The sequence below is a fragment of the Geodermatophilus sp. SYSU D01180 genome, assembly GCF_054050415.1.
Window position 1 is genome coordinate 1 of record NZ_JBJGZH010000037.1, and the last position, 26,400, is coordinate 26,400.

Sequence of the window (26,400 nt, forward strand, 5' to 3'; positions counted from 1 at the left end):
CGTCCGCGGCGACGCGCACGACGGCGGCCAGCTCGGCGTCCCGGCCGAGCTCGCGGACGTCGAGGTCGGCGTCGGCGAGGTCGGCGTCGGCGAGGGCGTGGGGGGGGGGGGGGGGGGGGGGGGGGGGGGGGGGGGGGGGCGGGCCCCCCCCCCCCCCCGCCGTGAGGGGCGAGACGGACAGGGCCGTCGCGACAACGAGCGCGGCGCCGAGACGGCGCCGCCGGACCGCGGGGAGGGATGCTGGCTGCACGGACGTCCTCATCGTCGAGGGGTGTACGCACGGTGTGACTGCTGTCACGGTGCGCGCACAGGTTAGGGGACCGTTCCGTTTCATCCGCAACCACCCCGGACGCCCGCGCAGGTCAGGCGGTCGGTACCGGCTCCCGCGGCGGGGGGACGGGGGCGGCGGCCGTCGGCTGGGCGGGGTCGTGCGCGGGCGCGGGCAGCGGGCGGCCGAACAGGAAGCCCTGCGCGTGCGAGCAGGCCAGCCCGCCGAGGACGGCGTGCTGCTCGCTGGTCTCCACGCCCTCCGCGACGACCTCCAGCCGCAGGGTGCGCGCCAGCTCGATCATGGAGGCCACCAGCGCGGTCGAGCGGACGTCCCCGCCGAGGTCCTGCACGAAGCTGCGGTCGATCTTGAGGACGTCGGCCGGCAGCCGGCGCAGGTAGGACAGGCTCGCGTAGCCGGTGCCGAAGTCGTCGATCGCGATCCGCACGCCGAGCTCCCGGAGCGCGCGCAGCTGGCCCGCCACCCGGTCGACGTCGCGCAGCAGCACGCCCTCGGTCACCTCGAGCGTCAGCTGTGCCGCCGGCAGGCCGCTCGCGGCGAGGACGGCGGTCACCAGCGCGACGACGTCGTCGTCGGCCAGCTGCCGGGGCGAGAGGTTGACCGCGATGCCGATCGGCCGCCCCGCCTCCGCCGACCAGGCCGCCGCCTGCCCGACCGCCCGCTCGAGCACCCACCGGCCGATCTCGAGGATCGCGCCGCTCGCCTCGGCCAGGGGCACGAACTCTGCGGGCGGCACCAGCCCGCGCTGCGGGTGGTGCCAGCGCAGCAGCGCCTCGTAGCCGGTGGTGCGGCCGTCGGCGAGGTCGACGGTGGGCTGGTAGTGGACCTCCAGCTGGCCGGCCCGGACCGCGACACCGAGGTCCTGCAGCAGGGTGACCTCGTCCTCGGCCGCCTCGGCCATGCCCGGTGCGTAGCGGACCAGCCGGTTCTTGCCCTGCGCCTTGGCGCGGTACATGGCCAGGTCGGCGTTGCGCAGCAGCGTGCCGGGCCGCCGGTCGCCGGCGGTCGCGGTGTCGGCGACGCCGATGCTCACGTGCACGGCCAGCGGGCGCCCGCCGACGTCGACCGGCTCGGCCAGGGCCTCGAGCACGCGCTCCCCGACCGCCGCCGCCTCGTCCGCGCCGCCGTCGACCACGACGGCGAACTCGTCGCCGCCCAGCCGGCCCACCTCGTCGCCCTCCCGGACGCAGGCCCGCAGCCGGTCGCTCACCGTGGTGAGCAGGACGTCGCCGGCGGCGTGCCCGCGGGTGTCGTTGACGTCCTTGAAGTCGTCCAGGTCCAGGAACAGCACGCTGACCGGGCCGGTGCGGCGGGCCAGCAGCGCGGCGGTGGTCTGCAGCAGGCGGGTGCGGTTGGCCAGGCCGGTGAGCGGGTCGTGCAGCCCCTGCCGCTCGTTGAGCCGCCACGAGGACAGGTGCGCCAGGCTCGCGGCCAGCACGAACCCGCCGTGCACGAGCGCCCAGAGCCACGGGTCGCGGTAGGCGGCCTCGTGGTCGAACACCGAGTGCGGGAAGAGCGTCCCGACGGCGCCGTGGTGCCCGATGACGACCACGAGGGCCAGCCCGAAGGGCACCCAGTCCTGGTAGAGCGACACCAGGCCGACGACGACGAAGAAGTGGAAGTGCGCCTCGGTCAGCCCCTCGCAGGCGTGCACGAGGAGCACCGAGGCGGCCAGCAGGCTCCCGGTCACCCCCGCGGCCCGCAGCGTGCGGCCGGCGTTCGGCAGCAGGCTGAACGACAGCGGGTAGGCGACGGCGAGGGCGGCACCGACCGCCGCGGCCGGGGCCCAGCCCCGGGCGGCCGCGACGACCCCGATCGCCACGGCCTGCACCGCGGCCAGCCGCAGCAGCAGCGTGTGCCGCCGCTGCCAGACGTCGTCCGGCAGGGGCCGCCCCTCGGGCAGCGCGCGGCGGAGTCGGCCGATGACGGGGAGCTCCATGGTGCCCCCATCGGCCGCCCATCCGTACCGGATCAGTTCCGTTCCGCGGTGCTCACCCCAGGGGGTGAGGAGGGCTCGCCGACCTGCGCGGACCGGAACGGCACCGGGCGCAAGGGGGCCGCCGGACGGGGTAGGGCCGCGGCGTGCGTGCCATCACCTACACCCGGCCCGGCGGCCCCGAGGTCCTGCAGCTGACCGACCGGCCCACGCCCGGCCCCGGCCCCGGCGAGGTCCTCGTCCGGCTCGAGCGGGCCGGCGTCAACCCGACCGACTGGAAGTCCCGCACCAACGCGCAGCCGGGGCCCGACGGCCAGGTGCCCGGCCAGGACGGTGCGGGCACCGTCGAGGCGGTCGGCCGGGGCGTGGACCCCGCGATCCGCGGCGAGCGGGTCTGGGTGTGGGAGGCGGCCTGGCAGCGCCCCTGGGGGACGGCGGCGGAGTACACCGTCGTGCCCGCCCGCCAGGCGGTGCCCATGGGCCCGGAGCCCTCGTCCGAGCTCGGCGCGGCGCTGGGCATCCCGTTCCTCACCGCGCACCGCTGCCTCACCCTCGGCGAGTCCGTGCCCGACCGGATGGGCCCCGGCTCGCTGACCGGGCGCACCGTGCTGGTGCAGGGCGGTGCCGGCGCGGTGGGCAACGCCGCGATCCAGCTGGCGCGCTGGGCCGACGCCACGGTCATCGCCACGGCGAGCAGCCCGCGCAAGGCGCAGCTGGCCGCGGCGGCCGGCGCCTCGCACGTCGTCGACTACCGGCAGCAGGACGTCGTCGCCGAGGTCCGCAAGATCGCGCCGAAGGGCGTCGACACGGTCGTGGAGGTGTCGGCGGCCCGCAACGCCGCCGCCGACGCCCGGGTCGTCGGCATGCACGGCGCGGTCGCGGTGTACGCCGACGACGGCGGCGCCGAGGTCACCATCCCGGTGCGGGCGCAGATGCACCCCAACGCGCGCTGGCAGTTCGTGTACGTCTACACCGTGCCCGAGCGGGCCAAGGTCCTCGGCGTCGAGGACGTCGACGCCGCCCTCCTCGACGGCGCGCTGCGGGTCGGTGAGGGGGCGGGGCTGCCGCTGCACGTGTACCCGCTGGCCGAGACGGCGCAGGCGCACCAGGCGGTGCAGGACCGCGCCGTCGGCAAGGTGCTCATCGACGTGACGGCCTGACCGCCTGTGAGATCAGCCGACGCCGAGGTCCTTCGCGATGAGCATCCGCTGCACCTCGCTGGTGCCCTCGCCGATCTCGAGGATCTTCGCGTCGCGGTAGAAGCGCCCGACCGGCGTCTCGTTCATGAACCCGTAGCCGCCGTGCACCTGGGTGGCGGCGCGGGCGTTGTCCATCGCGACCTCGGAGCTGTGGAGCTTGGCGATCGAGGCCTCGCGGCGGAACGGCTCGCCGCGCAGCATCTTCTCGGCGGCGCGGTAGTAGGCCAGCCGCGCGGTGGAGGCCCGCACCTCCATGTCGGCGATCATGAACTGGACCGCCTGGTTGCGGCCGATCGGCTGGCCGAAGGCCTCGCGGGTGCCGGCGTAGCGCACCGACTCGTCCACGCAGCCCTGCGCCAGCCCGGTGGCCAGCGCGGAGATGGCGACGCGCCCCTCGTCGAGGACGGAGAGGAACTGCGCGTAGCCGCGGCCGCGCTCCCCCACCAGCGAGTCCTCGGGCACCCGGCAGTCGCTGAAGAACAGCTCGCGGGTGTCCGAGGCGTTCCAGCCGACCTTCGAGTACCGGGGGCCCACGGTGAACCCGGGGGTCCCCGACGGGATCGCGATCGCGGAGATCTCCTTGCCGCCGTCGGGCCGGGTGCCGGTGACGGCGGTGACCGTGACCAGTTCGGTGAGGTCGGTGCCGGAGTTGGTGATGAAGGCCTTGGAGCCGTTGACCACCCAGTGCCCGTCCTCCAGGCGCGCGGTGGTGCGGGTGGCGCCGGCGTCGGAGCCGCCGCCGGGCTCGGTCAGGCCGAAGGCGGCCAGCGCCTCGCCCGTGCACAGCCGCGGCAGCCAGCGCTTCTTCTGCTCCTCGCTGCCGAACCGGTAGACCGGCATGGCGCCGAGCGAGACGCCGGCCTCCAGCGTGATGGCCACCGAGCTGTCCACCCGGGCCAGCTCCTCGATCGCCACGCACAGGTCGAAGTAGGTGCCGCCCGAGCCGCCGTACTCCTCGGGGAAGGGCAGGCCGAACAGCCCGAGCTCGCCCATCTGCCGCACGATCGCGGTGGGGAACTCGTCGCGCTCGTAGAAGCCGCCGATCTGCGGGGCCACCACCTCGAGCGCGAACTCGCGGACGGTCTGACGCAGGGCCTCGGTCTCGTCGTCGAGCCGGTAGTCCAGCACGGTGTGCTCCCTGGTGCCGGGGCGCCGGTGGGGTCCTCCCCGGGCCCGCCTGCGGCCGCACCGGTCGGCCGGCCACTCCCCCGCGATGTTAACGACGGTTCACATCATGGTCCAGACGCCGACGGCTAGCATCCGCGGCGTGACCGCCAGCCAGCCCGACTCGGCGCTGACGGCCGATGCCGCGCGGCCCTCGCGGCGGGAGCAGATCCTGCGGGCGGCCGCGCAGCTGTTCGCCGAGCGCGGCGCGCGGGCGGTCGGCGTCGACGACGTCGGCGCCGCGGTCGGGGTGACCGGCCCGGCCATCTACCGGCACTTCGCCAGCAAGGACGCGATGCTGGCCGAGATGCTCGAGGGCATCAGCCAGCGGCTGCTGGCCGGCGCGCGCGAGCAGGTGGCCGGCGCCGGCCCCGACCCCGCCGCGCAGCTGCGGGCGCTCATCGCCTTCCAGGTGGACTTCGCGCTGGACAACCCGGCGCTGATCACCGTGCAGGACCGCGACCTCGGCTCGCTGCCGCCCGACGACGCGGCCGCGGTGCGCCGGCTGCAGCGCCGCTACGTCGAGGTGTGGGTGGACGTGCTGGCCCGGCTGCGGCCCGAGGAGGGCACCGACGCCAGCCGGGCCCGCGCGCACGCCGTCTTCGGGCTGGTCAACTCCACCCCGCACAGCGCCGGCCGGCTGCCGCGCGCACGGACCGCCGCGCTGCTCGCCGCGATGGCCGAGGCGGCCGCGACCGCCTGACGCCGTCCCCGGACCCGCCTCCTGCGCGGGAGGCGGGTCAGCCGGCGGACGGGTCCGGCATCGGCAGGCTCAGGCCGGTGCCGGCGACGAGGTCGAGGTCGGCGGTGCCGCCCGCGCCGGGACCGCTCCAGGCGGTCTCCACGATGGTGACCACCGGGCCCTGGACGGCGCTGGCGTACTCGGCGCCGGACAGCCCCGCGGGCGCGCCCGGGTAGGTCACGCCCTCGCGCAGCAGGTCGCTGACGTTGCCACTGCCGTTGCGGTCGGTCAGGTCGCGCAGGTCGCGGGCGGCGACGGGGTCGCCCGTGTCCACGGTGGCGACCGAGACCACCACGGCCCGGCCGTCGACGTCGGTCGACCACAGCGCCCGCGCCAGGCCCGTGCAGTCGGTCCGCTCGAAGGAGTCCGCGACGTCGCCGTAGGAGTTGCCGACGCAGGTGTCGTCGACCTGCACGCGCTGCAGGACGAACTCCAGGCCGTCGAGGACCGTGCGCTCGCCCGGCTGCGGGCCGGCCTCCTGCGCCTCCGGGGAGGAGGCCGGGGCGCTCGTGCTCGGCGGGGCGGCCGCCGAGGCGTCGCCGCTCCCGCCGGTGAGGCTGACCAGCGCGACCACCGCGACGACGACCACGGCCAGCGCGGCGGCGGCGAGCAGCACCAGCCGGCGCCGCGCGGCCGGCGAGCGGCGGCGCGGCCCCACCAGCGGGATGGGCGGGGACGGCGGGACCGGCACGGGGGCCGCGACCGGCGGCGCGACGGGCGGCGCGGCCGGCGGGGCCTCGTACCCGGCGTCGGTGTCGGCGTGGCCGAACAGCCCGCCGATGCCGCCGGTCTCGTCGGGCGCGTCGGGGGCGGGGGTGTCGGGCACGCCGCCGCCGGACTGGACGGCGGGCGCCTCGAAGCGCGCGGTGGCCGGGTGCGCCGGGGCGGGCACGGGCGCCAGGGGCGCGGGGGCGACGGGGGCGGGGGCGACGGGGGCGGGCTGGACCGGAGCGGCCACCCCGGCGGCCGCCGCGCGCGCCGCGGCCTCCTCGTCCGCCCGGATCGCGGCGGCGGCGACGGCGGCGGCCGCGACCGGGTCGACCAGCGGGCCGGCCGGGGCCGGGGCGGGCGGCGGGACGGCCACGGGGGCCGGCGCCGGGGCGGGCGGTGCCGCGGGGGCGGCCGAGGCGGCCATCGCCGCGGGCGCGAGCAGCTCCCGCCGGCGCAGGACGTAGGGCGAGTACGGGAAGCCCTCGCCGTTGAGCTCCTCGACCGTGGGCCCGCGGCCCTGCAGGCCGAGCGCGGTCAGCGCGGCGCGGACGTCGGCGGTGGTCCACAGCCGCGGGTTGTCCACCCCGGCGTAGCGGGCGGCCCGCGAGATGCCGAGCAGCAGCGAACGGGGCTCCAGCAGCGCGACCTGGTCGCCGTCGCCGAGGTCGCCGTCGGCGGGGACCAGGCCGGTGAGGTCGCCGGCCAGGACGGTGAGCCGGGCGATGCGGCCGGGCTCGAGCCCGGCCCGGCGCAGCCGGACCGCGGCGTCCATGCCGGCGCGCATGAGGCCGTCCAGCGGCGTCGAGCCCCCGCCGGCCAGCTGGAGCACCTCGCCGGGACCGGCGCCCGGGCCGATGGTCCAGGAGCCCTCGGGGGTCGCGGTGACGACGCCGGCCTGCCGGACGACCTCGACCACGCGCACGACGGCCAGGCCCTCGGGGACGAAGACCACGGCGTCGGACAGGCGCCGCTCCATGGGGCCGTCGACGACCGGGACCGAGGCCACGACGGCGCCCCGGACGGCTCCGCCGCGGTCCCAGCGGGTCAGCTCGGCGAAGAGCGCACGCTCCCCCGCCGTCTGCGGCGGCACGGGCGTCAGGGCCAGCACGTCGTCCTCCGGGGGCGGGTGGGGGTCAGGGGCAGGCCGGGCGCGCGAGGGCGCGGGGCACGCGCGGCAGCGCGGTGCGGGCGGGCGGCTCCGTCCGACGTTACGTCAGGTGACGGGCCGGTCCCGCTCCTCAGCGGGACGGCGCGCCGCCGCCGGCCGGGAGACCCGGCTCGACGGGACGGCGCCAGCCGGCGAACCAGCCGCTGCGGCCGACGACGTCGACCGCCGACCACAGGACGGTGAACGCGGCGACGACCAGCGCGGTCGACCACCAGGACCAGTTCCACGGCGGCAGGACCCCGGCGGCGTCCTGCAGCCCGCCGGCGGCGTGGACGACGACGGCGGTGGCCGGCGCGGCGCTCCAGCCGGGCAGCCCGCGGGTGACCGCGAGGTCGACGCAGACGGCGCCGGCCAGCAGCACCAGCGGCAGCACCGACGGCGGGAAGCCCATCGCCACCAGCCCGGCCCACATCACGGCGCGGTAGGCGAGGTAGGTGCCGGCGACGACCGTCGCGGTCCAGCGGAAGCCGACGACCTTGCGCGCCACGACCAGCGAGAGGAGGCCGGCGCAGACCAGCCACGCCGGGTGCACCCAGGAGGGCACCGGCAGCATGAACATCGTCGGCGTCTGGCCCTGCGAGGCGGCGAAGTCCAGCAGCTGCGGCTCGGCCGTCGTCCGCCCGGCCTCGTAGGCGCGCAGCGACAGGACGCCGTACTCCTGGTGCTGGTTGGGGAAGACGACGTTCTCGACGAAGAACAGCCACAGGCCCAGCGACACCAGCGTGCGGACCCGGCCGGGCGCGGCGTACAGCCACCAGCCGCGGATCGCGCCGGCCAGCATGATCGCCGTCCCGATGTAGAGCAGCGCGTGGCTGGGGCTCCAGCTGGTGATGTCCAGCCCGTTGATGCGGTGGTTGACGATGTCGACCGGGATGGCGACGAGGAAGGTGCCGATCCCCCACTGCATGAGCCGCAGCGCCCGGCGGTCGACGCCGTAGCCGCTGTAGCTGTGGAAGACCACCAGCGCGACCACCACCGCGGTGCCGGCCGAGTTGAGCAGGTGCGGGGGCGCGAGGTCGTCGCGCAGCCACTTGAAGTGCCAGGAGACGTCCCAGGACGAGCCGAGCATCTTGAGCAGGAAGGCCCCGAGCCAGGCGGTGTAGATCCAGCGCAGCTCGGTCTCCCCCGTCGGGCGCCCGGGCCGGCCCGGCGTCATGTACGCGAGCCACAGCCAGCGCAGCAGCGCGACGGGGTGCCGCAGCCCGGCGGCCAGCGAGCCCGGTGCCGGGGGGACCGCTCGGGCGGGCGCGGCGGGGGCGGCGGGGTGGGGCACGGGAGGACTCCCTGGTCTCGCTGACGGGATGGCCCCACCGTAACGGCGCGGGTCGCCGAAGCCGACCCCCCGAGTGGCGCCGGTGTGGCGCATGGAGTAGTGGGCCGACACGCGAGGCGTGCGGGACGGACGGGACGTAGGGTCGGCCGTCGTGGCGGACAACGGCGGGCACCTGGTCTGGATCGACTGCGAGATGACCGGGCTGGACCTCACCCGGGACAAGCTCATCGAGGTCGCCGTCGTCGTGACCGACTCGGAGCTGCGGGTCCTCGACCCCGGCCTGGACCTCGTGATCTCCGCCGACGACGCCGACCTGGACGACATGGCCGACGTCGTCACCGAGATGCACGCCAAGTCGGGCCTGACCGACGCGGTGCGCGCCTCCACCCTCACCGTGGCCGAGGCCGAGCAGCAGCTGCTCGCCTACGTGAAGCGGTGGGTGCCCGACCGGCGCACCGCCCCGCTGTGCGGCAACTCGATCGGCACCGACCGCGGCTTCCTCGCCCGCGACATGCCCGAGCTCGACGACCACCTGCACTACCGGATGGTCGACGTCAGCTCGATCAAGGAGCTGGCCCGCCGCTGGTTCCCGCGGGTCTACTTCGCCCAGCCGCCCAAGGGCCTCGCCCACCGGGCGCTGGCCGACATCGTCGAGTCGATCCGTGAGCTGGCCTACTACCGCCGGACGCTGTTCGTCGACACCCCCGGCCCGTCGACGTCGCAGGCGCAGCGAGCCGCCGGGGAGGTCGTCGCCGGCTTCGCCGACGTGCTCTCCGCGGCCGACGCCACGCCGCCCGCCACGGCCGCGGAGGACGGCACCCCCCCGGCTGCGTCGGGGAGCTGACCGGCTCCGGTATCCTCGTCCCTGCCGCCGGCGCGGGTCCGCTGCCGAGGGCACGCGGTGGGTGTAGCTCAGCTGGTAGAGCACCAGGTTGTGATCCTGGGTGTCGCGGGTTCGAGCCCCGTCACTCACCCCACGTGAGAGGCCCTGGTCAGTTCGCTGACCAGGGCCTCTCACGTTCCCGGCCCGGACTGGGGGGCAAGATCACGCCTTCTGCCCCCTCGCTGGGGGGCACTTTGGGGGGCAGTGGCGGGGCGACTGCGCACCGCAGACAGCTCCCGACGGTGCGGCTGGTCCTTCTCGACCGACCGCACGGAGCACACCCCCATGTCCCTCAAGCCCCCCAGCCTGTGGATCGAGCAGCGCGGCGGCCAGCACCGCGTGTACTGGCGCAACACCCCCGGCCTCGGCTGCCCGCCCGCTCCTACCAGCGCTGCTACTCGAGCGCCGACGCCCAGCAGTTCATCGACATGGCCGCCTACTTCGGCCTGGACACCGCCCGACAGGTGATGGCCACCGAGGACAAGGTGGCCCGGCGGGCGCAGCCTCTACGCCCGCTACCGCGCGCTGACCCAGGCCGACCCGACCGACCGCTGAGCCCGCCGCCGCACGACACGATCCCGGGCGGCGCACCACCGGGCACGGTTCTCAGAACGCGCTTACAGCGGCGTAGTGGCCCTCGCGGCCGCGGGGGCGTCATCCGCGACGACGTTGACCCAGCAGCCGACCACCGCGGCGGCTGCGCTCACGTACCGCTTCAGCGTCCCGTAGCCGGGGTCATCGACTGGCGGCGTGACGATGACGACACCGGCGGCATCGACCCGGGGCTGGGTCAGTCCGTGCTCCACCGCCAGCCGGTGCAGCCGCTGTCGGGCGGCGAGCACCTCGTCCCGGGTGGCGGTGCGGTCGTCGACACTCACGCCCGGCACCGTAACGCGACGCGGCCGAGCCCTCGCCGCAGCGAGGTTCCGCGGTGGTGGGAGCCCGTCGGCTCCCGCCACCGCGACCTCCGCCCGGCGGTTCAAGTGGCAGCCACTGCCCGCAGGACGTCGACCTTCGCCGCCCGCCGGGCCGGCAGAACGGCGGCGAGCACCCCGGCGAGCGCGGCCGCGGCAACGTACAGCGCCAGCCGGGCCCCGGGGACGTCGACCACCGACAGCCCCTCCCCCGCCAGGCCCCGGGTGAGCGCGACCCCGAAGGCGAGCCCGAGGACGGCGCCGAGCAGCGCGCCGAGGACGGCGACGATCACCGACTCCCAGCGCACCACCGCACGCACCTGCCGGCGGGTCGTGCCCACCGCGCGCAGCAGCCCGAGCTCGCGGGTCCGCTCGAGGACCGACAGCGCCAGGGTGTTGACGATGCCGAGCAGCGCGATCACCACGGCCAGCAGGAGCAGCATGGTCACGATCGCCAGCAGCTGGTCGATCGTCTCGGCCTGCGCCTCCGTGAACGACGCCGCGTCGTCGAGCTGCGCGCTCGGGTAGGCCGCGGCGGCCGCCTCCAGATCGGGGCGCAGCTCGTCGAGGACCACCCCGTCGGCGGCGACCACGAGAACGGCGACGTCGAGGTCCGCTCCGCCGTTGGCGCCGTGGGTCTCCAGCGTCGTCACGAAGTCGGTGCCGAGAAGGGCGGTGTTGCCGTACGTGCCGGCGACGGTGAACCGTTGGGCGCCGGTGTGCGCGTAGACGACCTCCATCACGTCGCCGATCGCCCAGCCGTGGGCGGCGGCGACGTCGTCGGAGACGAACACCGCGTCGTCGCCGAGGTCGGCGAGCGCTCCCGCGCTGACCTCCAGGTCCGCCGCCTGCTCCACCGTGGCCGGGTCCACCCCGGCGACCATCGCGGTGCCGCCGTCGACCTGGGCGGGGGCCAGCCGCAGCTCGGCGACCGCCGCGACGCCGTCGACGCCGCGCAGGTCCGCCGCGAGCGCCGGCGGCAACCCGGGCGCGGCGGGGTTCGCGGCCTTGAGGATGAAGTCGGCCCGGCTGCTGTCGGCGACGACGTCGGCGACCGACGCCTTCATCGAGGAGGCGACGACGGTGACGGTCGAGACGAGCGCGAGGCCGATCATCAGCGCGGTCGCGGTGCTGGCCGTCCGGCGCGGGTTGCGCAGCGCGTTGCGGCGGGCCAGCGAGGCCGTCGTCCCGCCGACGCGGGCCAGCGGCGCGCCGACCAGCCGGGTGACGGCGGTGGCGATCACCGGCGCCAGGACGAGCACCCCCGCGAGGGCGAGCAGCATGCCCAGCCCGGCCACGGCGAGCCGGCCCTCACCGGCGATCGCCCAACCCAGCCCGGCGGCGCCCACCAGCGTCAGGCCGGCACCGGCGAGGACCCGGACCCGGCCGACCGGCCGGGCCGGCGCGTCCACCGCGCGCAGCGCCGCGATCGGCGCCACCCGGGTCGCCTGCCGGGCGGGCAGCAGCGCCGCCAGCACGGTGACGACGACGCCGACGAGCAGGGCGGCGACGACGGTGCGCGGCTGCACCTGCAGCGTCGTTGTCGGCACCTCGATGCCGGCGATGCCCAGCACCGCCCGCAGCCCGGCGGCGACCCCGAGGCCCAGGCCGAGTCCCAGCGCCGCCGCAACCAGGCCGATGACCAGCGCCTCGGCGACGACCGACAGCCGCACCTGCCGTCGGCTGGCGCCGAGTGCCCGCAACAGCGCGAGCTCGCGGGTCCGCTGGGCGACCAGGATGGAGAAGGTGTTCCAGATGATCAGCGCCCCGACGAGCAGGGAGATCGCGGCGAAGCCCAGCAGCGCCGTGGTGAAAAAGCCGAGCGCGTCGGCGACCGCCGCGCTGGACTCGGCGACGACCTCGTCCGCGGTGACCGCCTCCAGCCCTTCGGGGAGGGCGGCGGCGATCCGGTCGCGGAGCTCCTCGGCGCCGACACCGGACTCGCCCGCCACGTCGATGCCGTCGAACACCCCCACCTTGCCCAGCACCTGCTGGGCGGTGGCCAGGTCGAACGCGGCCATCGTGGCGCCGGCCAGGTTGTCCGCCTCGCCGAAGCCCGCGATGCCGGAGACGGTGAACTCCCGCGGACCGTCGGCGAACAGGATCGTCACCGGGTCGCCGGGGGCGTACCCGGCCTTCGTCGCGGTGGCGGCGTCGAGCGCCACCTCCCCCGCGCTCTGCGGCGCGTTCCCGGAGCGCAGCGTGAACCCTCCGGTCAGGCCGGCGGCGACGTCATCCGGGGACGGGAAGACGGCACCCAGCGTCGGCGCGCCGCCGGGCTGCACCGGCACGCCGTCCGGGTCCAGGACCAGCGCGTAGCCGGTGACCGAACCGGCCGCGGCCACCACGCCGTCGACCGCCTCCACCTGCTCGAGCACCGCGGCGTCGAACGGCTCCGTGGTGCCCAGGGTGGTCGTGTCGATGAAGGCCGACTCGGCACGGACGGTGACGTCGGTGCCCTCGGTCAGCCCCTCGTAGAGCTGGTCGAAGGTGGCGGTCATCGTGTCCCCGAGCACCAGCGTGCCGGTCACGAAGGCGACGCCGAGGCTGATCGACACCGCGGTGAGGACGAGCCGCAGCTTGCGGGCGAGCAGCCCCTTCAGGACGACGCGGCGCATCAGTTGCCCAGCCGCTTCATCGCGTCGAGGACGGTGTCGGCGGTGGGAGCGGTGAGCTCGTCGCGGATCCGCCCGTCGGCGAGGAAGACCACCCGGTCGGCGTGCGACGCGGCGACCGGGTCGTGCGTGACCATGACGATCGTCTGGCCGAACTCGTCGACCGCCCGGCGCAGGAAGGCCAGGAGATCGGTTCCGGAGCGGGAGTCCAGCGCGCCGGTCGGCTCATCGGCGAAGACGATCTCCGGGCGGGTGACCAGGGCCCGGGCCGCGGCGACCCGCTGCTGCTGGCCGCCGGAGAGCTGTGCGGGCGTGTGGTCCAGCCGGTCGGCCAGGCCCACCGCGCGGACCACGGTGTCGAACCACTCCGGGTCGAGTTCGCGGCCGGCCAGGTCGAGCGGCAGGCGGATGTTCTCCGCCGCGGTGAGCGTCGGCAGCAGGTTGAACGCCTGGAACACGAAGCCCATCCGGTCCCGCCGCAGCAGCGTGAGCTTCTTCTCCGAGAGGCCGGTCAGGGACTGCTCACCGAGCCGGACGTCACCGGAGGTCAGCGTGTCCAGCCCGGCCAGGCAGTGCAGCAGGGTGGACTTGCCCGAACCCGACGGGCCCATGATCGCGGTGAACCGGCCGCGCTGGAAGGTGACGGTGACCCCGTCGAGCGCGCGGACGGCGGCCTCCCCGCTGCCGTAGGACTTCACCGCGTCGACCGCGGCCGCCGCAGGGAGCGGTGCGCCGGCCTGCGGTGGGGCGGGCGTGGTGCTGGGTGCCGACATGGCGGTCTTCTACTCCTGGGTGTCGGGGCATCGGTCGCTCCCGGGCGGGAACAACGGCGCATGGACGGTGGTGTGGGGCTGGCGTTCGCCGTGCGAGGTTCTCCCGTACATCGTACGGTTCAGGTCGTACACCGTACAGAAGCTCGGGGCGGACCCGGGCCGACATGCGGGATGGGAGATGGACGCGTGCCGAACCGTGGGGTCACCGAGCGACGCATCGCCGAGGCTGCGCTCGCGCTCGTGGACCAGGACGGCGTCGACGGCCTGTCGATGCGCAAGCTGGCGCAGCGGGTCGGCGTCGCGCCGATGTCCCTCTACACCTACTTCCCCGACAGGGACGCCGTGCTCGAGGCGGTCGCCCAGCTGCTGCTGGCCCAGGTCGAGGTGCCCGACCCGGACCTGGACTGGCGGGACACGGTCCGCTCGATCATGCGGTCCGTGCGGGCCGTCGGGCTGCGACACCGGAACGCCGCGCCGCTGGTGAACCGCTTCCCGCCGCGGACCCCGGACGCGCTGGCCTTCGTGGAGGCCGCGTTGCGCGCGTTCCGCCGGGCCGGCATCGACGACGCCACCACCGCGCGCTGCTACCGCGCGCTCGCCGCCTACTCGATGGGCACCCTGGACGTGGAGCTCGGCGGCTACTTCACCATCCACCCGGCGGCCCAGTCGGACGAGCCGTCGCTCGACGTCCCCACTCCGAACCGGCACCTCCCGCACGTTGCGCGGATCGGCCCCCGGCTGGCCGAGCAGGACGACGCATCCGAGTTCGAGTACGGCCTCGAACTGCTGCTCGCCGGTCTTGCCGCGGCAGTGGGCAGCGGTCGCTGATCACGCGCCGGCTCCGCCTGACGGGTCGGCGCGCCCGCGGTCGGTAGAAGCCCATGTGCGCTCGCCGAGCAGCCGGCAGCGCGGCCCACGACCGCCATACAGCCTGCTGCGCCTCGGCGATCGCCGCAGTCATCTCGTCCACCCGGCGGCCTCACGTGGGCACTGCTCCGGCCGCGTCGGCCATCGCCCGCACCGCCACGGACGATCCACTCCGCGGCTCGAAACCGGGTCGAGCTGAAGCCCGGTCACGGTGACCACCTCACCGAGCAGCACTCATCGGGTCCCCTACGGGTTCACACGATCGGCACGAGAAGGCCGTTCACCGGTCCGGTCCGTCCGAGCAGCCCTCTGCGCTGGTACCCCGACCAGCGGCGGACGCGTGGGGTGGACGGCGCATCAGCCAGGTGCGCGGGCCTCCGTCGGGCAGGTCGACCACGTCGATCACCGTGAAGCCGAGGCGGTGGTAGAAGCGCACGTTGGGCTCCGCGCTGGTCTCCAGGTGCACCGGCAGCCCCTCGTGGTCGGCCCAGGCGAGTCCCGGGGTGAGTGTCGCGCAACCGAGGCCCCGCCCCTGCCGACGCCGCAGGACGCCGAGGCTGGCGAGGGCCACGTGCGGCTCGTCGACGCGGCATCCGGCGAGCACCGCCTCGGCCTCGGCCGCGGCCGCGGCCCGATTCCCCGCCAGCTCGGCGGTCGCCGGACCGATCCGGGCCCACACGTCCTCCGGTACCGCGGTGCTGGGAATCCAGACCGCGACGCTCACGAGCCCGTGCGCCGTCTCGCCGAGATCCACCCGGCCGAAGGGCACCGCGACGGCGGACAGATCGAGCTGGAACACCGTCCTCAGCCGCCCGCCGTGGTCGTCGGTGTCGACCGTCCACCGGGTCCAGGCGTAGTCGGTGAACGCGTCGGCGAGCACCGCGGCGGCCGCCGGGATGTCCTCGGGCGTCGCCGGGCGGAGGTGCACCGTCATTCGTTCCTCGCTCGATGATCGAGGGCCTGTCCGGTCCCCAGGTCCTGCGCGGTCATGCGACACACGGCTGACACGACGACACCGGGGAGCAGCGCGTGCCGCCCGATCGGACCGTCGACCGGATCCGCGGGTCCACCGAACGCTCACCAGGTCGGCAGCTCACCGAGGGCCTGGTCGACGTCGTCGGCAGCTGGTCCATCGGCGAGCCGCTGGAACAGCAGGTGGTCACGCCACCGTCCGGCGATGCGCAGGTAGCCCGGCGCCTGGCCGATCAGGGCGAACCCCACGCGCCGGAGCACCGTCTGAGAGGCGGGGTTGTCCACCAGGGTGGCGGCCTCGACCCGGTGCAGCCCGTGGCGGGTGAAGCACTCGGTGAGGACGTGGTCGACCGCGGCGGTGGCGACGCCCCGGCCGGTGCGGTCGGCGGCGACCCAGTAGCCGAGCGTGCCGCTGCAGAAGGGACCGTGGATGACGTTGGTGACGGTGATCCGCCCCGCCAGCGCGCCGGCGACCTCGATCACGTAGGGATGGGCGCGGCCGTGCTCCTCCTCAGTCAACAGGCTCACGAGCCGCGCCGCCTGACCCGCCTCGGTGAAGAACTCCTCGTCCCTGACCGGTTCGAATGGCGCCAGGTGCTCGCGGTTGTCCCGGTGGAGGGCGGCGAGCGGCCCCGCGTCGTCGGCCCGTGCCGGCCGCACGCTCACCTGCGGGCTCATCGCGCCGCCGCGGGCGGATCGGGTCGGAGCGCCGCGGCGACGGCGGCCTCGACGTGGAGCCGGGTGGTCGGGAACACCGGCACGGGACTGTCCGCGGGGCCGACGAGCAACTCGATCTCGGTGCAGCCGAGGACCACACCCGCGGCGCCGGCGGCGACGAGCCGGGCGATGACCTCCCGGTACGTCCGCCGGGACTCCTCGCGGACGACGCCGCGGCACAGCTCGTCGTAGATGATCCGGTGCACCGCGGCGCGGTCGGCGGCGTCGGGGACGAGCACGCGCAGGCCGTGCCCGGTGAGCCGGTCGCGGTAGAAGTCCTGCTCCATCGTGAAGCCGGTGGCCAGCAGCCCGACCGTGGCCGGTCCGGCGGCGCGCACCGCGGCGGCGGTGGTGTCGGCCAGGTGCAGCAGCGGGATGGAGACCGCCGCCTGCACCTGGTCGGCGACCTTGTGCATGGTGTTGGTGCACAGCACGAGCAGCTCCGCGCCCGCCGTCTCGAGCCGGCCGGCCTCGGTGGCCAGGATCTCCCCGGCCCGGTCCCACTCGCCGGCGACCTGCAGGGCCTCGATCTCGGCGAAGTCGAGCGAGCTGAGCAGGATCCGGGCGGAGTGCAGGCCGCCGAGCCGGTCGCGGACGAGCTCGTTGGCCAGCCGGTAGTACTCGGCGGTGGACTCCCAGCTCATCCCGCCGAGCATGCCGATCACCCGCGACCGGGGGTGCCCCGCCGGAGCCGGGCGGGGCGTCGGGGTGGTGGACGTGCTCATCGGGTGCTCCTCCGGTCAGCGGGCCTGGACGGTGAACGGGACGGTGACGACGTCGCCGTCGGCGAGGCGGAACTGCGCCCACAGCCGGTAGACCCCGGCGGTGGGGAACTCGGCGTGCACGTCGAGCTCGGGACCGAAGGCCTGACCGGGCAGCGCGAACACCGGCCGGCCGTTCTCGTCCTCCACCTCGGCGTGCTCGTGGGCGAAGGTCTGCCCGTCGGCGCGCATGACCACGACGTGGCCGGCGGCGGCCAGATAGGGCTGCAGGTCGTCGACGGGCCGCCCGGTGGTGGCGTCGGTGACGGTGTAGCGCAGGTCGCTGCGCCCGCCGACCTCGGCGTCGCCCTCGAGTTCAACGCGGATGCCGCTGACCACCGCGGTGCGCGACCCCCCGGTGAGGACCACGGGCTTCGGCGCGGTGCCGGCGACGGTGACCACCTGGCGCTGGTGCACGTCGGCCATCTCCCCCTGCCGCCGGAACTCCGTGTTGACGACGTACCGCCCGGCGGTCGGGAACGTGACGTCGACGGCGAGCTGCCCGGGCCGGCCGGTGGGCTGCGGGTGGACGTGGGCGAAGGTACCGAGGTCCTCGCGCGTGGCGATGAGGTGCATCCACGCCTCGTGACTCCGGACGAGGTCCCCGACCGGCTCCCCGCTGGCGCTGTCCACGAGGGTGACGACCAGCCGGGTCGGCTCCCCGGGGCGCACGTCGGCGGGCAGGTCGACGTGGACGTCGACCCCGGCGTCGGCGGCCTCGGTGGGCGGCACCTCGGCGGTCATCATCTCGCTCATCGCCGGCCGCATCGGCATGCCGGTGCCCTGCGCCCAGGCCAGCTGACCGTTCATGCCGCGCTCGGCGAAGTCCATCCGGGACACCGCGGTCAGCCCTGCGCCCAGCGCCAGGGCGACGACCGCAATGCCGGCCAGGTAGGCGTACTGGCCGATCCGGGCGCGCAGCGGCGGGTGCAGGATCTCCCCGGCGGTCGCCGGGCGCCGGAAGCGGCGCAGCCGCAGCGCGTTGGTGACCACGCTGACCGAGCTCATCGCCATCGCGGCGGAGGCCAGCACCGGGTCCAGCAGCAGGCCGTTCCACCAGTACAGGGCGCCGGCGGCGACCGGGATGAGCAGCAGGTTGTAGACCCCGGCCCAGGCGAGCCCGGACTTCATCGTGGTCACGGTGCGCCGGGACAGGGCGATCGCCGAGACGATGCCGCGCAGGTCGCCGCCGACGAGGGTGACGTCAGAGGCGGCGATCGCGACGTCGGCGCCGGTGCCGATCGCGATGCCCACATCGGCCGCGCTGAGGGCGGCGGCGTCGTTGATGCCGTCCCCCGAGAAGGCCACGACATGGCCGTGCTCCTGCAGCCGGCGCACCTGCGCCGCCTTGTCCGCCGGCAGCACCTCGGCCAGCACGTGGTCGATGCCGACCTGGGCGGCGATCGCGGCGGCAGTGGCGGCGTTGTCACCGGTGAGCATCCACACCTGCAGGCCCAGCGCCTCCAGCTGGGCGACCGCTTCGGCCGACTGGGGCTTGACCGTGTCGGCGACGGTGAGCACCGCGGCCGCGGCCCCGTCGACCGAGACGAACATCGGCGTGCGGCCCGCCGCGGCCTCGCAGGCGGCGGTGGCGTCGAGCGCGGTGACGTCGATCCCGCGGGCGGCCATCAGCGCGGCGTTGCCCACCAGGACGTGCCGGTCGTCGACGACGGCGTCGATGCCGTGGCCGGGCACGGCGTCGAAGGAGCGCAGCGCCGGCAGGGTGAGCCCGCGGGCGTCGGCGGCGGCGACGATCGCCTCGCCGACCGGGTGCTCGCTGCCGGTCTCGGCGGCGGCCACCAGCGCCAGGACGTCGTCCTCGGCCCAGCCCCCGGTGGCGGCGATGCTGGTGAGTGCCGGCTTGCCGCGCGTGATCGTGCCGGTCTTGTCGAGGACGACGGCGCTGACCCGGCGGGCGGTCTCCAGCGCGTCGCCGTTGCCGATCAGGATGCCGAGCTCCGCGGCGCGGCCGGTGCCGACCATCACCGCGGTGGGCGTGGCCAGGCCGAGGGCGCACGGGCAGGCGATGATCAGTACGGCGATGGTGGTGGTGATCGCCATCGTGAGCCGGCCGGTGTCCGGGCCGAGGAGCGCCCAGGCGAGGAAGGTGGCCGCGGCCAGCCCGAGCACGATCGGGATGAACCAGGCCGAGACGCGGTCCGCGAGGCGCTGCAGCGGGACCTTCGCGCCCTGTGCGTCCTCCACCAGGCGGACGATCTGCGCGAGCGCGGTGTCGGCACCGACCGCGGTGGCCCGGATGACGACGGTGCCGGTCCGGTTGAGCGTGGCGCCGATCAGCTGATCGCCGACCGTCTTGTCCACCGGCAGGCTCTCGCCGGTCAGCATGCTCTCGTCGACCGCGCTGGCGCCGTCGGTCACGACGCCGTCGACCGGGACCTTCTCGCCGGGCCGGACCCGCACCAGGTCCCCGACGGTGACCTGCTCGACCGGGACGTCGACCTCCGCGCCATCGCGCAGCACGCGGGCCGTCTTCGGCGCGAGACCGACCAGGGCGGTGATCGCCGCGACGGTCTGCTTCTTCGCCCGGGCCTCCATCCACCGGCCGGCCAGGACCAGGGCGAGGATCACCAGCGAGGTCTCGAAGTACACGTGCAGCGGCAGGCCCCACCGCTCGGCGGCGGCCGGCCACAGGGTGACGAACGCGCTGTAGCCGTAGGCGACGCCGGTCCCGAGGGCGACGAGGGTGTTCATGTTCGTCGAGCGGTGGCGGGCGGCGGCCCAGGCGGCGCGGTAGACGTCCCGGCCGGCCCAGAACTGCACGACGGTGGCGACCACCAAGATGGCCGGCATCAGCCAGTCCATCGTGTCGAGGTACAGCGGCACGTACATCAGCACCATCAGGCTGAGACCGGTGGCGAGGGTGATCTGCCACTTGTGCTTGAGCGCGGTGAGGTGGGCCTCGCCGTCCCGGTCCTCATCGGGCGTCCCGGTGCCGGTGTCCTGGTCGGCGGGCCGGGTCTCGCGGCGCGGGGTGGCGGTGTAGCCGGCGCGACCGACCGCGGCGGTCAGCTCCTCGAGCCCGACCTGCGCCGGGTCGAAGCGGACGGTGGCCACCTCGGTGGCCAGGTTCACCTCGGCGGCGGCCACGCCGTCGACCCGGTTCAGCGCCTTCTCCACCCGGCCGACGCAGGAGGCGCAGGTCATGCCGCCGATGTCGAGGGTGCAGCTGGCGGTCGGTGTGGCGGCGGTGGTCGGCGCGGCACTGCTCGGCGCGGTGGTGGTCATCCCGGACTCCTGGGGTCGATCGGGTCGTCGGCTACGGCTGACTGTCGGGGGTGGCGGGCGGGCTCGAACCGGTGGTTTCGCCGGGTTCTCCGACCTGGTGGGGCCCCTAACCAGCGGGCTCAGGAGCCGGGGATGAGCGCGCTGTACGCGGCAGGCGGCCAGGCGGCCAGGACCTTCGGTCGCAAGGTGGCGCCGAGGCGGCGGTAGAACCGCTGGGCGTCGACGTTGTCGACCTCCATGCCCCAGCGGACGAGCAGCCGCTCGGGCCCGGCCAGCCCCGCGAGCGCGGCCATCAGTCGGCGGCCGACGCCGGCGTCGCGGTGGCCGGGGCGCACGTAGAGGTCGTCGAGGTTCAGGACGTCGCCGCCGGTCCACAGGTGGAGCTGCCGGATGGCGGAGACGTAGCCGACGGCCACGCCGCCGCGCTCGGCCAGCAGCACGATCACCTCAGACCGCGTGAGCAGCGTGCGCCACTGGGCGTCCTGCACGTGCACGTGGGCGGCCTGGTCCTCGTGCGCGGCGATCTCGGCCACCATCGCGGCGACCTCGGGGGCGTCGGCCGGGGTGGCCCGGCGGATCGTGACCGCGGCGGCGGGATCGTCAGTGGTCGGGGCGTCGGTCATCGGGGGCTCCTCGTGAGGTGGGTTATGGGCGGATGCGGGGGTGGGGCCGGCGCCGTAGAGCCACGGCACCGGCCCCAACCGGTCACTGGGTGGCGATCGCGGTGAGGACGTCGAGGCGGGCGGCTCGGCGTGCCGGTAGCAGGCCGGCGAGCAGCCCGGCCACCACAGCAGCGCCCACCACGGCCAGCAGCTGGACGACCGGCACCCGGATGACGAGCGGGGTGTCGGAGGACAGCCCGGCGAGGGTGGCCGTGGCCAGCCCGAGGCCGAGGGCAACGCCGACGACCACGGCCACGGCGGCGATGAGCACGGCCTCCGCGCGGACCATCCGGGCCAGCTGCGCCCGGGTCATGCCGACCGCCCGCAGCAGCCCGATCTCGCGAGTCCGCTCGACGACCGACAGCGCCAGGGTGTTGGTGATGCCCAACAGGGCGATGAGCACCGCGAAGCCGAGCAGCACGGTGATCAGGCCGAACACCTCGGAGATCGCGGCCGCGCGGCCCGCGGCGGCCTGCGCCTGGTCGAGGACGTCGGCGTTGGGGAAGTCCGCGACCGCGGCCCGCAGCGCCGCCCGCGCCGCCGCCTGGTCGACGCCGTCGGCGAGGGTCACGTACACGGCGGCGTCGACGTTCTCGCTGTAGTGCTGCGCGTAGCCGTCGAGCGAGACGACGTAGCTGGTGGACAGCGCCCGGGCCGACCGGTCGGCCATCAGCCCGACCACCCGCAGCTGCTGCTCCCCGTCGCGCGGGAACGTCATCGTCAGGGTGTCGCCGACGCGCAGGCCCCGCTCGCGGGCGACGTTCTCGGCGAGCACGAGGCCGCCGCCGTCGAGGGCGGTCAGGCTCCCCGCGCTCATCTCCACCTCGGCGACGCGCGGCAGGGTGTCAGGGTCGACCGCGGTCAGCGCGCTGGTCGTGCCCTCGTCCAGCCAGTGCCCGTAGCGGACCGGGGACACCGTGGCGATCTCCGGGAGCTCCGCGATTCGCCGGGCGACTTCCGGGGAGAGCCCGCCGAGCATCTCCTCCCCGCTGCTCTGGACCAACAAGTCGGCGGTGATCGCCTCGGTGGAGGTGGCACCGATCTCCTTCACCGAGCTGCCCAGGACCGCCACGAAGCCGATCAGCGCCAGACCGAGCGCCAGGGCCGTCGCGGTGGCCGCGGTGCGCCGCGGGTTGCGGATGGCGGACTCCCGCGCCAGCCGCCCGGGCACACCGAGGCCGTCCAGGGGGCGGCCGATGCCCTGCGCCAACCGCGGCGAAAGCACCGGGCCGAGGACCACCAGGCCGGCCAGCAGCAGGACGGCGCCGAGCGCCACGCCGGCGATGTCCCGCAGGAGGGCGGCGGCTGCGAGCTGCACGACGCCGAGGCCGAGCAGCACCCAGCCGGTGATCAGCCGACGGCGCCGCGGTGGCGCCGCGTCGGCCGACGTCCGCATCGCTTCGACCGGTGCGACCCGGGCGGCGCGGCGGGCCGGGCCGAGCGCGGCCAGCAGGGTGACCAGGGTGCCGGCGGCCACGGCGACGAGCAGCGTCCCTCCGGTGACGGTCAGCGGGCCGTCGGGCAGCGCCAGGCCGGCGTCCCGGGCGAGGCCGCGCAGTCCGTATGCGGCGCCGACGCCGGCCGCGGTGCCCCCGGTCGCGCCGGTGACGCCGACGAGCAGCGCCTCGCCGAGCACGGTGGCGAGGACCTGCCTGCTGGTGGCGCCCGCGGCGCGCAGCAGGGCCAGCTCCCGGGCCCGCTGGGTGAGCACGATGCCGAAGGTGTTGGCGATCAGGAAGGCGCCGACGACAAGTCCGGCCGCCGCGAGGGCCAGCAGCACGACGCGCAGGTAGCCGATGCTCTCCTTCGCCGCGTCCGCGCTGGCCGCGGCGGCGTCCTGGCCGTTGGTGACGGCGTACGCCTCGCCCAGGGCGGTGGCCAGGTCGGCGCGCAGGTCGGGCACGGCGACGCCGTCGGCGGCGACCACGTCGACCGAGGTCACGCCCGAGCCGAGGCCGAGCAGCGCCTGCGCGGTGGGCAGGTCGACGAGCACGACTGCGCTGTTGGCCAGGCCGTCGCCGTCACCGACGCCGGTCAGGCCGACGACCCGCAGCTGCCGGCTGGCGGTGGCGGAGACGACGACCGTGTCGCCGAGGCCGATGCCCTGCGAGCGGGCGGTGGCCACGTCGAGGACGACCTCGCCGTCGCCGTGGGGGATGTGCCCGGCGCGCAGGGCGTAGGCGGTGAACGGCGCCTCGGCCCAGGTGGCCAGGATGGTCGGCCCGTCCGGGGCGACCGCGGTGCCGCGGGCCTGCAGCTGCGCCGGGCCGGAGGCGACGGCGCGGGCCGTCTCGACGCCGGGGACGTCGGTGACCCGGTCGGTGAGGTCACCCGGCAGCGGGTCGCGCTGCACCTCCACGCCCATCGCGGAGCCGAAGGCGGCGGCGCCGCGGACGGTCAGGTCCACCCCCGCGGCGGTGGTCCGGAACTGCTCGTCGAGCAGGCGGGTGCTGGTGTCGGTGAGCACGAGGCTGCCGGCGACGAAGGCGACGCCGAGGGCGACGGCGAGCCAGGTCAGCGCTAGCCGGGAGCGGTGGGTGAGCGCGGTGGCGAGGGTGAGCCGGAACATCTCGGCTCACATCCCGACCGGGTCGTCGAGCCGGGCTCCGTCGAGGTGGGCGAGGCGCGCCAGCACCGTCTCGGCGGTCGGGCCGCGGAGCTCGTCGACGATGCGCCCGTCGGCGAGGAACACCACGCGGTCGGCGTAGGAGGCGGCGACCGGGTCGTGGGTGACCATCACGATGGTCTGGCCGAAGGTCCCGGTGGCGTCGCGCAGGAAGCCCAGCAGCGCGGCACCGGCGCGGGAGTCCAGGTTGCCGGTCGGTTCGTCGGCGAAGACCAGCTCGGGCCGGGCGATCAGGGCCCTGCCGACGGCGACCCGCTGCTGCTGGCCGCCGGAGAGCTGGGCGGGCCGGTGACCGAGCCGCTCCCCCAGCCCCAGCACGTGCACCAGCTCGTCCATCCAGGCCGGGTCGGGTCGCTTGCCGGCCAGGGTCAGCGGCAGGGCGATGTTCTCCGCGGCGGTCAGCGCCGGGACGAGGTTGAACGCCTGGAAGACGAAGCCGAGCCGCTCGCGGCGCAGCAGCGTGCGGTCGCGCTCGGACAGTGAGGTGAGGTCGGTGTCGCCGACGAACACCTGGCCGGAGTCGATCGAGTCCAGCCCGGCGAGAGCGTGCACCAGGGTGGACTTGCCCGAGCCGGACGGCCCCATGACGGCGGTGAGCTCTCCGGCGGGGATGGCGACGCTGGCCGCGTCGAGGGCGCGGACGGCGGCCTCGCCCCGGCCGTGGGTCTTCACGACGTCGACCGCGCGGGCCGCGATCGACGGTGCCGTCCGCGGCAGCGGCGCAAGTGGGCGGGTGGTGACGGTCACGGTCTCTCCTGCGATGTCGAGGTGCGGGGGCGTCGGGAGGAGCGGTGGGCAGCGCGCGTCAGGCGCTGTGGCGGCGGCGCGGGTGGCGGCGCTCGGCCGGCCGGGCGAGGCGGTGGGTGCGGGCGTCGCGGAGGAGTTCGGCCTGGCGGGCCCGGAAGAGCTCCTCGTAGAGCAGGTTCATGACGGTGGGTCCCTTCTGTGGGGCGGGCTCGATGGAGGGCGGAGGGCCGGGACCGGCCCGGGCGGCGGCGGGAGGGGTCGGTCGTCTCCCGCCGCCGCGGGGCGGTCACGGGACGAGGGAGTAGCCGGCCTCATCGACCGCGGCGGCGATGTCGGCGCGGTCCAGCGGTCCGGAGGCGGTGACGGTCACCGTGCCGGTGGCCAGGTCGACCGTGACCGACTCGACGCCGGCCACGGCCGAGATCTCCTCGGTGACCGCCCGCTGGCAGTGCGCGCAGGTCATGCCGGTGACGGTGAAGGTGGTCGAGCCGACGAAGGTGCGGGGCGTGTTGGAGAGCATGGGGACTCCTCGAGGTGGTGGTGCGGTCGGGGACGAGAGTCGGCGTGGGGTCGGGTGGCTCTCACCGGGGAAATCGCCGGGATCCACACCGGGATCGCCGGGAGGGCTCAGTGGCCGTGAGCGCCGTGGCCCGCGGCGCCGGCGGCCGGCCGGCCGCCGGGAACGGCGAGTGCGGTGAGGACGAACAGCGCGGCCAGGACGCCGGCGGTGGCGGTGAAGGCGCGGCCGTAGCCGTCGATGAGACCGGCGGAGGTGGCGAGGTCCCCGGCGACGGCGGTGAGCCCGGCGACGCCGAGGGCGGCGCCGATCTCGTGTCCGGTCATCATCAGCCCGCTGGCCACGCCGGAGCTCTCGGCCGGCACGTCGCCCATCGCGGCGACCGCGATCGCCACGAACATCGGCCCGACGCCGGCGCCGACGAGCAGGAAACCGGGCAGCACGTCGGCGGCATAGGAGGTGCCGCCAGCGTTCGCGGCCAGCAGCAGCACGCCGCCGGCCATGACGACCAGCCCGCCGAGGATCAGCGTGCGGGCGCCGACCCGGCCGATGACCTTCGACGCGACGGTGGCGGCCAGGGTGATCGCGGCGGCCAGCGGCAGGAACTGCAGGCCGGCGACCAGCGGCGAGGCGCCGACGACGTCCTGCAGGTACAGCGAGGTCAGGAAGATGGCGCCGACCACCACGCCAGTGACGCCGGCCATGACCGCCGAGGCGGAGACCAGCGACCGGATGCGCCAGGTCGCCGGGGGCACGAGAGGATCCGTGGTGCGGCGCTCGAGCCGGGCGAACGCGGTCAGCAGCACCGCCGCAGCGGCCAGCGCGAGCCAGGTGCGGGGCGCCGTCCAGCCGGCCGAGCGGGTGGCCTCGATGCCGGACACCAGGGCCAGCAGCCCGCCCACCAGGGTCAGCGCGCCCGGCACGTCGAGACGGCGGAGCGCACCCGTCTGCGAGGCGCCCCGGGCGACGGCGCGCAGGGTGCCGAGGACGACGGCGACGCCGATCGGCACGTTGATGAAGAACACGGCCCGCCAGCCCAGCGCGCTGGTCAGCGCCCCGCCGAACAGCACGCCGGCGGCGATGCCGAGGCTGCCCACGGTGCCCCACACGGCCAGTGCCGTCTGCCGCTGCTTCCCGGCGTAGGCGGTCATGATGATCGACAGCGCCGCGGGGGTGAGCAGCGCGGCGCCAGCGCCCTGGGCGGCGCGGGAGACGATCAGCATCCACGGGGCCTGGGCGAGCGCGCTGGTCAGGGAGGCGGCGGTGAACAGGCCGACGCCGGCGAGGAAGGCACCCCGGCGCTCGATCAGATCGGCGATGCGCCCGCCGAGCAGCAGCAGGCCGCCGGAGAGCAGCACGTAGGCGCTGACGGTCCACTGGTAGTCAGCGGCCGAGAGGTGCAGGCCGCGGCTGATCGACGGCAGCGCCACGTTCACCACGGAGACGTCGAGGATCACCATCACCTGCGCGGCGATCATCAGGCCGAAGACGGTCCACGACCGGCGCGGCTCGTCGACGGGAGTCGCGGTCGGGGAGGTCGAGGGGTGCGGGTGAGCGGGCGCCGCCGGTCCGGCAGCGGAGTGGGTCGACACGGTTCTCTCCTCGGGGCAGGTCCGGA

21 protein-coding genes and 1 tRNA gene are annotated in these 26,400 nt (G+C 75.5%); 5 read left to right on the top strand and 17 right to left on the bottom strand.

Annotated elements, in window-relative coordinates; translation table 11 throughout:
* Positions 1 to 362 precede the first annotated feature (362 nt).
* Positions 363 to 2,228, bottom strand: coding sequence for a putative bifunctional diguanylate cyclase/phosphodiesterase (locus tag ACI8AA_RS22000; protein ID WP_457046497.1), 1,866 nt, complete (start codon positions 2,226 to 2,228; stop codon positions 363 to 365).
* Between the two features lie 143 nt (positions 2,229 to 2,371).
* On the opposite strand from ACI8AA_RS22000, the gene ACI8AA_RS22005 reads away from it, so the two are divergent.
* Positions 2,372 to 3,385 carry an NADPH:quinone reductase gene (locus tag ACI8AA_RS22005; protein ID WP_457046498.1) on the top strand — a complete coding sequence of 338 codons (1,014 nt, stop codon included), beginning with the start codon at positions 2,372 to 2,374 and terminating at the stop codon, positions 3,383 to 3,385.
* Between the two features lie 12 nt (positions 3,386 to 3,397).
* On the opposite strand, the gene ACI8AA_RS22010 is transcribed toward ACI8AA_RS22005, so the two are convergent.
* Complete coding sequence (locus ACI8AA_RS22010) at positions 3,398 to 4,552, bottom strand: acyl-CoA dehydrogenase family protein (RefSeq protein WP_457046499.1); 1,155 nt, start codon at positions 4,550 to 4,552, stop codon at positions 3,398 to 3,400.
* 139 nt (positions 4,553 to 4,691) lie between these two features.
* Here ACI8AA_RS22010 and ACI8AA_RS22015 point away from each other — a divergent pair, with 139 nt between their 5' ends.
* Positions 4,692 to 5,291 carry an SACE_7040 family transcriptional regulator gene (locus ACI8AA_RS22015; protein WP_457046500.1) on the top strand — a complete coding sequence of 200 codons (600 nt, stop codon included), beginning with the start codon at positions 4,692 to 4,694 and terminating at the stop codon, positions 5,289 to 5,291.
* A 37-nt stretch (positions 5,292 to 5,328) separates the two neighbouring features.
* On the opposite strand, the gene ACI8AA_RS22020 is transcribed toward ACI8AA_RS22015, so the two are convergent.
* A complete protein-coding gene (locus ACI8AA_RS22020; protein ID WP_457046501.1) occupies positions 5,329 to 7,149 on the bottom strand; it encodes a hypothetical protein in 1,821 nt (606 codons plus the stop codon).
* 130 nt (positions 7,150 to 7,279) lie between these two features.
* Positions 7,280 to 8,482 carry a hypothetical protein gene (locus tag ACI8AA_RS22025; RefSeq protein ID WP_457046502.1) on the bottom strand — a complete coding sequence of 401 codons (1,203 nt, stop codon included), beginning with the start codon at positions 8,480 to 8,482 and terminating at the stop codon, positions 7,280 to 7,282.
* Positions 8,483 to 8,633: 151 nt separating this feature from the next.
* Here ACI8AA_RS22025 and orn point away from each other — a divergent pair, with 151 nt between their 5' ends.
* Together orn and ACI8AA_RS22035 are read left to right on the top strand one after the other, a co-directional pair.
* Positions 8,634 to 9,326 carry an oligoribonuclease gene (gene orn / locus ACI8AA_RS22030; protein WP_457046503.1) on the top strand — a complete coding sequence of 231 codons (693 nt, stop codon included), beginning with the start codon at positions 8,634 to 8,636 and terminating at the stop codon, positions 9,324 to 9,326.
* Between the two features lie 57 nt (positions 9,327 to 9,383).
* Positions 9,384 to 9,459 (top strand) — tRNA-His (locus ACI8AA_RS22035).
* A 523-nt stretch (positions 9,460 to 9,982) separates the two neighbouring features.
* Here the strand turns inward: ACI8AA_RS22035 and ACI8AA_RS22040 are convergent.
* From ACI8AA_RS22040 to ACI8AA_RS22050, 3 genes are all read right to left on the bottom strand, one after another.
* The gene (locus ACI8AA_RS22040; protein ID WP_457046504.1) at positions 9,983 to 10,243 is read right to left on the bottom strand and encodes a hypothetical protein; all 261 of its coding nucleotides are present in this window, start codon (positions 10,241 to 10,243) and stop codon (positions 9,983 to 9,985) included.
* 101 nt (positions 10,244 to 10,344) lie between these two features.
* Positions 10,345 to 12,897, bottom strand: a complete 2,553-nt coding sequence (locus ACI8AA_RS22045; protein WP_457046505.1) for an ABC transporter permease — start codon at positions 12,895 to 12,897, stop codon at positions 10,345 to 10,347.
* Positions 12,897 to 13,667, bottom strand: a complete 771-nt coding sequence (locus ACI8AA_RS22050; RefSeq protein WP_457046506.1) for an ABC transporter ATP-binding protein — start codon at positions 13,665 to 13,667, stop codon at positions 12,897 to 12,899. The genes ACI8AA_RS22045 and ACI8AA_RS22050 overlap by 1 nt, the downstream gene beginning before the upstream one ends.
* A 186-nt stretch (positions 13,668 to 13,853) precedes the next feature.
* Here ACI8AA_RS22050 and ACI8AA_RS22055 point away from each other — a divergent pair, with 186 nt between their 5' ends.
* On the top strand, positions 13,854 to 14,495 hold the full coding sequence (locus ACI8AA_RS22055) for a TetR/AcrR family transcriptional regulator (RefSeq protein ID WP_457046507.1): 642 nt from the start codon (positions 13,854 to 13,856) through the stop codon (positions 14,493 to 14,495).
* A gap of 319 nt (positions 14,496 to 14,814) precedes the next feature.
* Here ACI8AA_RS22055 and ACI8AA_RS22060 read toward each other — a convergent pair whose 3' ends face one another.
* From ACI8AA_RS22060 to ACI8AA_RS22105, 10 genes are all read right to left on the bottom strand, one after another.
* Positions 14,815 to 15,468 carry a GNAT family N-acetyltransferase gene (locus ACI8AA_RS22060; RefSeq protein ID WP_457046508.1) on the bottom strand — a complete coding sequence of 218 codons (654 nt, stop codon included), beginning with the start codon at positions 15,466 to 15,468 and terminating at the stop codon, positions 14,815 to 14,817.
* A gap of 143 nt (positions 15,469 to 15,611) precedes the next feature.
* Positions 15,612 to 16,172 (bottom strand): GNAT family N-acetyltransferase, encoded by a 561-nt coding sequence (locus tag ACI8AA_RS22065; RefSeq protein ID WP_457046509.1) that lies wholly within the window; start codon positions 16,170 to 16,172, stop codon positions 15,612 to 15,614.
* 8 nt (positions 16,173 to 16,180) lie between these two features.
* Positions 16,181 to 16,948 carry an aspartate/glutamate racemase family protein gene (locus ACI8AA_RS22070; protein WP_457046510.1) on the bottom strand — a complete coding sequence of 256 codons (768 nt, stop codon included), beginning with the start codon at positions 16,946 to 16,948 and terminating at the stop codon, positions 16,181 to 16,183.
* Positions 16,949 to 16,963: 15 nt separating this feature from the next.
* Positions 16,964 to 20,230: a heavy metal translocating P-type ATPase gene (locus tag ACI8AA_RS22075; RefSeq protein ID WP_457046511.1), complete on the bottom strand. Its 3,267-nt coding sequence runs from the start codon at positions 20,228 to 20,230 to the stop codon at positions 16,964 to 16,966.
* A gap of 119 nt (positions 20,231 to 20,349) precedes the next feature.
* The gene (locus ACI8AA_RS22080) at positions 20,350 to 20,853 is read right to left on the bottom strand and encodes an N-acetyltransferase family protein (RefSeq protein WP_457046512.1); all 504 of its coding nucleotides are present in this window, start codon (positions 20,851 to 20,853) and stop codon (positions 20,350 to 20,352) included.
* An 82-nt stretch (positions 20,854 to 20,935) separates the two neighbouring features.
* On the bottom strand, positions 20,936 to 23,461 hold the full coding sequence (locus tag ACI8AA_RS22085; RefSeq protein WP_457046513.1) for an FtsX-like permease family protein: 2,526 nt from the start codon (positions 23,459 to 23,461) through the stop codon (positions 20,936 to 20,938).
* Between the two features lie 6 nt (positions 23,462 to 23,467).
* Positions 23,468 to 24,265 (bottom strand): ABC transporter ATP-binding protein, encoded by a 798-nt coding sequence (locus ACI8AA_RS22090; protein ID WP_457046514.1) that lies wholly within the window; start codon positions 24,263 to 24,265, stop codon positions 23,468 to 23,470.
* Between the two features lie 58 nt (positions 24,266 to 24,323).
* Positions 24,324 to 24,446 carry a hypothetical protein gene (locus ACI8AA_RS22095; protein ID WP_457046515.1) on the bottom strand — a complete coding sequence of 41 codons (123 nt, stop codon included), beginning with the start codon at positions 24,444 to 24,446 and terminating at the stop codon, positions 24,324 to 24,326.
* Between the two features lie 105 nt (positions 24,447 to 24,551).
* Positions 24,552 to 24,785 carry a heavy-metal-associated domain-containing protein gene (locus ACI8AA_RS22100; RefSeq protein WP_457046516.1) on the bottom strand — a complete coding sequence of 78 codons (234 nt, stop codon included), beginning with the start codon at positions 24,783 to 24,785 and terminating at the stop codon, positions 24,552 to 24,554.
* 107 nt (positions 24,786 to 24,892) lie between these two features.
* Positions 24,893 to 26,374, bottom strand: a complete 1,482-nt coding sequence (locus ACI8AA_RS22105) for an MFS transporter (RefSeq protein WP_457046517.1) — start codon at positions 26,372 to 26,374, stop codon at positions 24,893 to 24,895.
* Positions 26,375 to 26,400 lie beyond the last annotated feature (26 nt).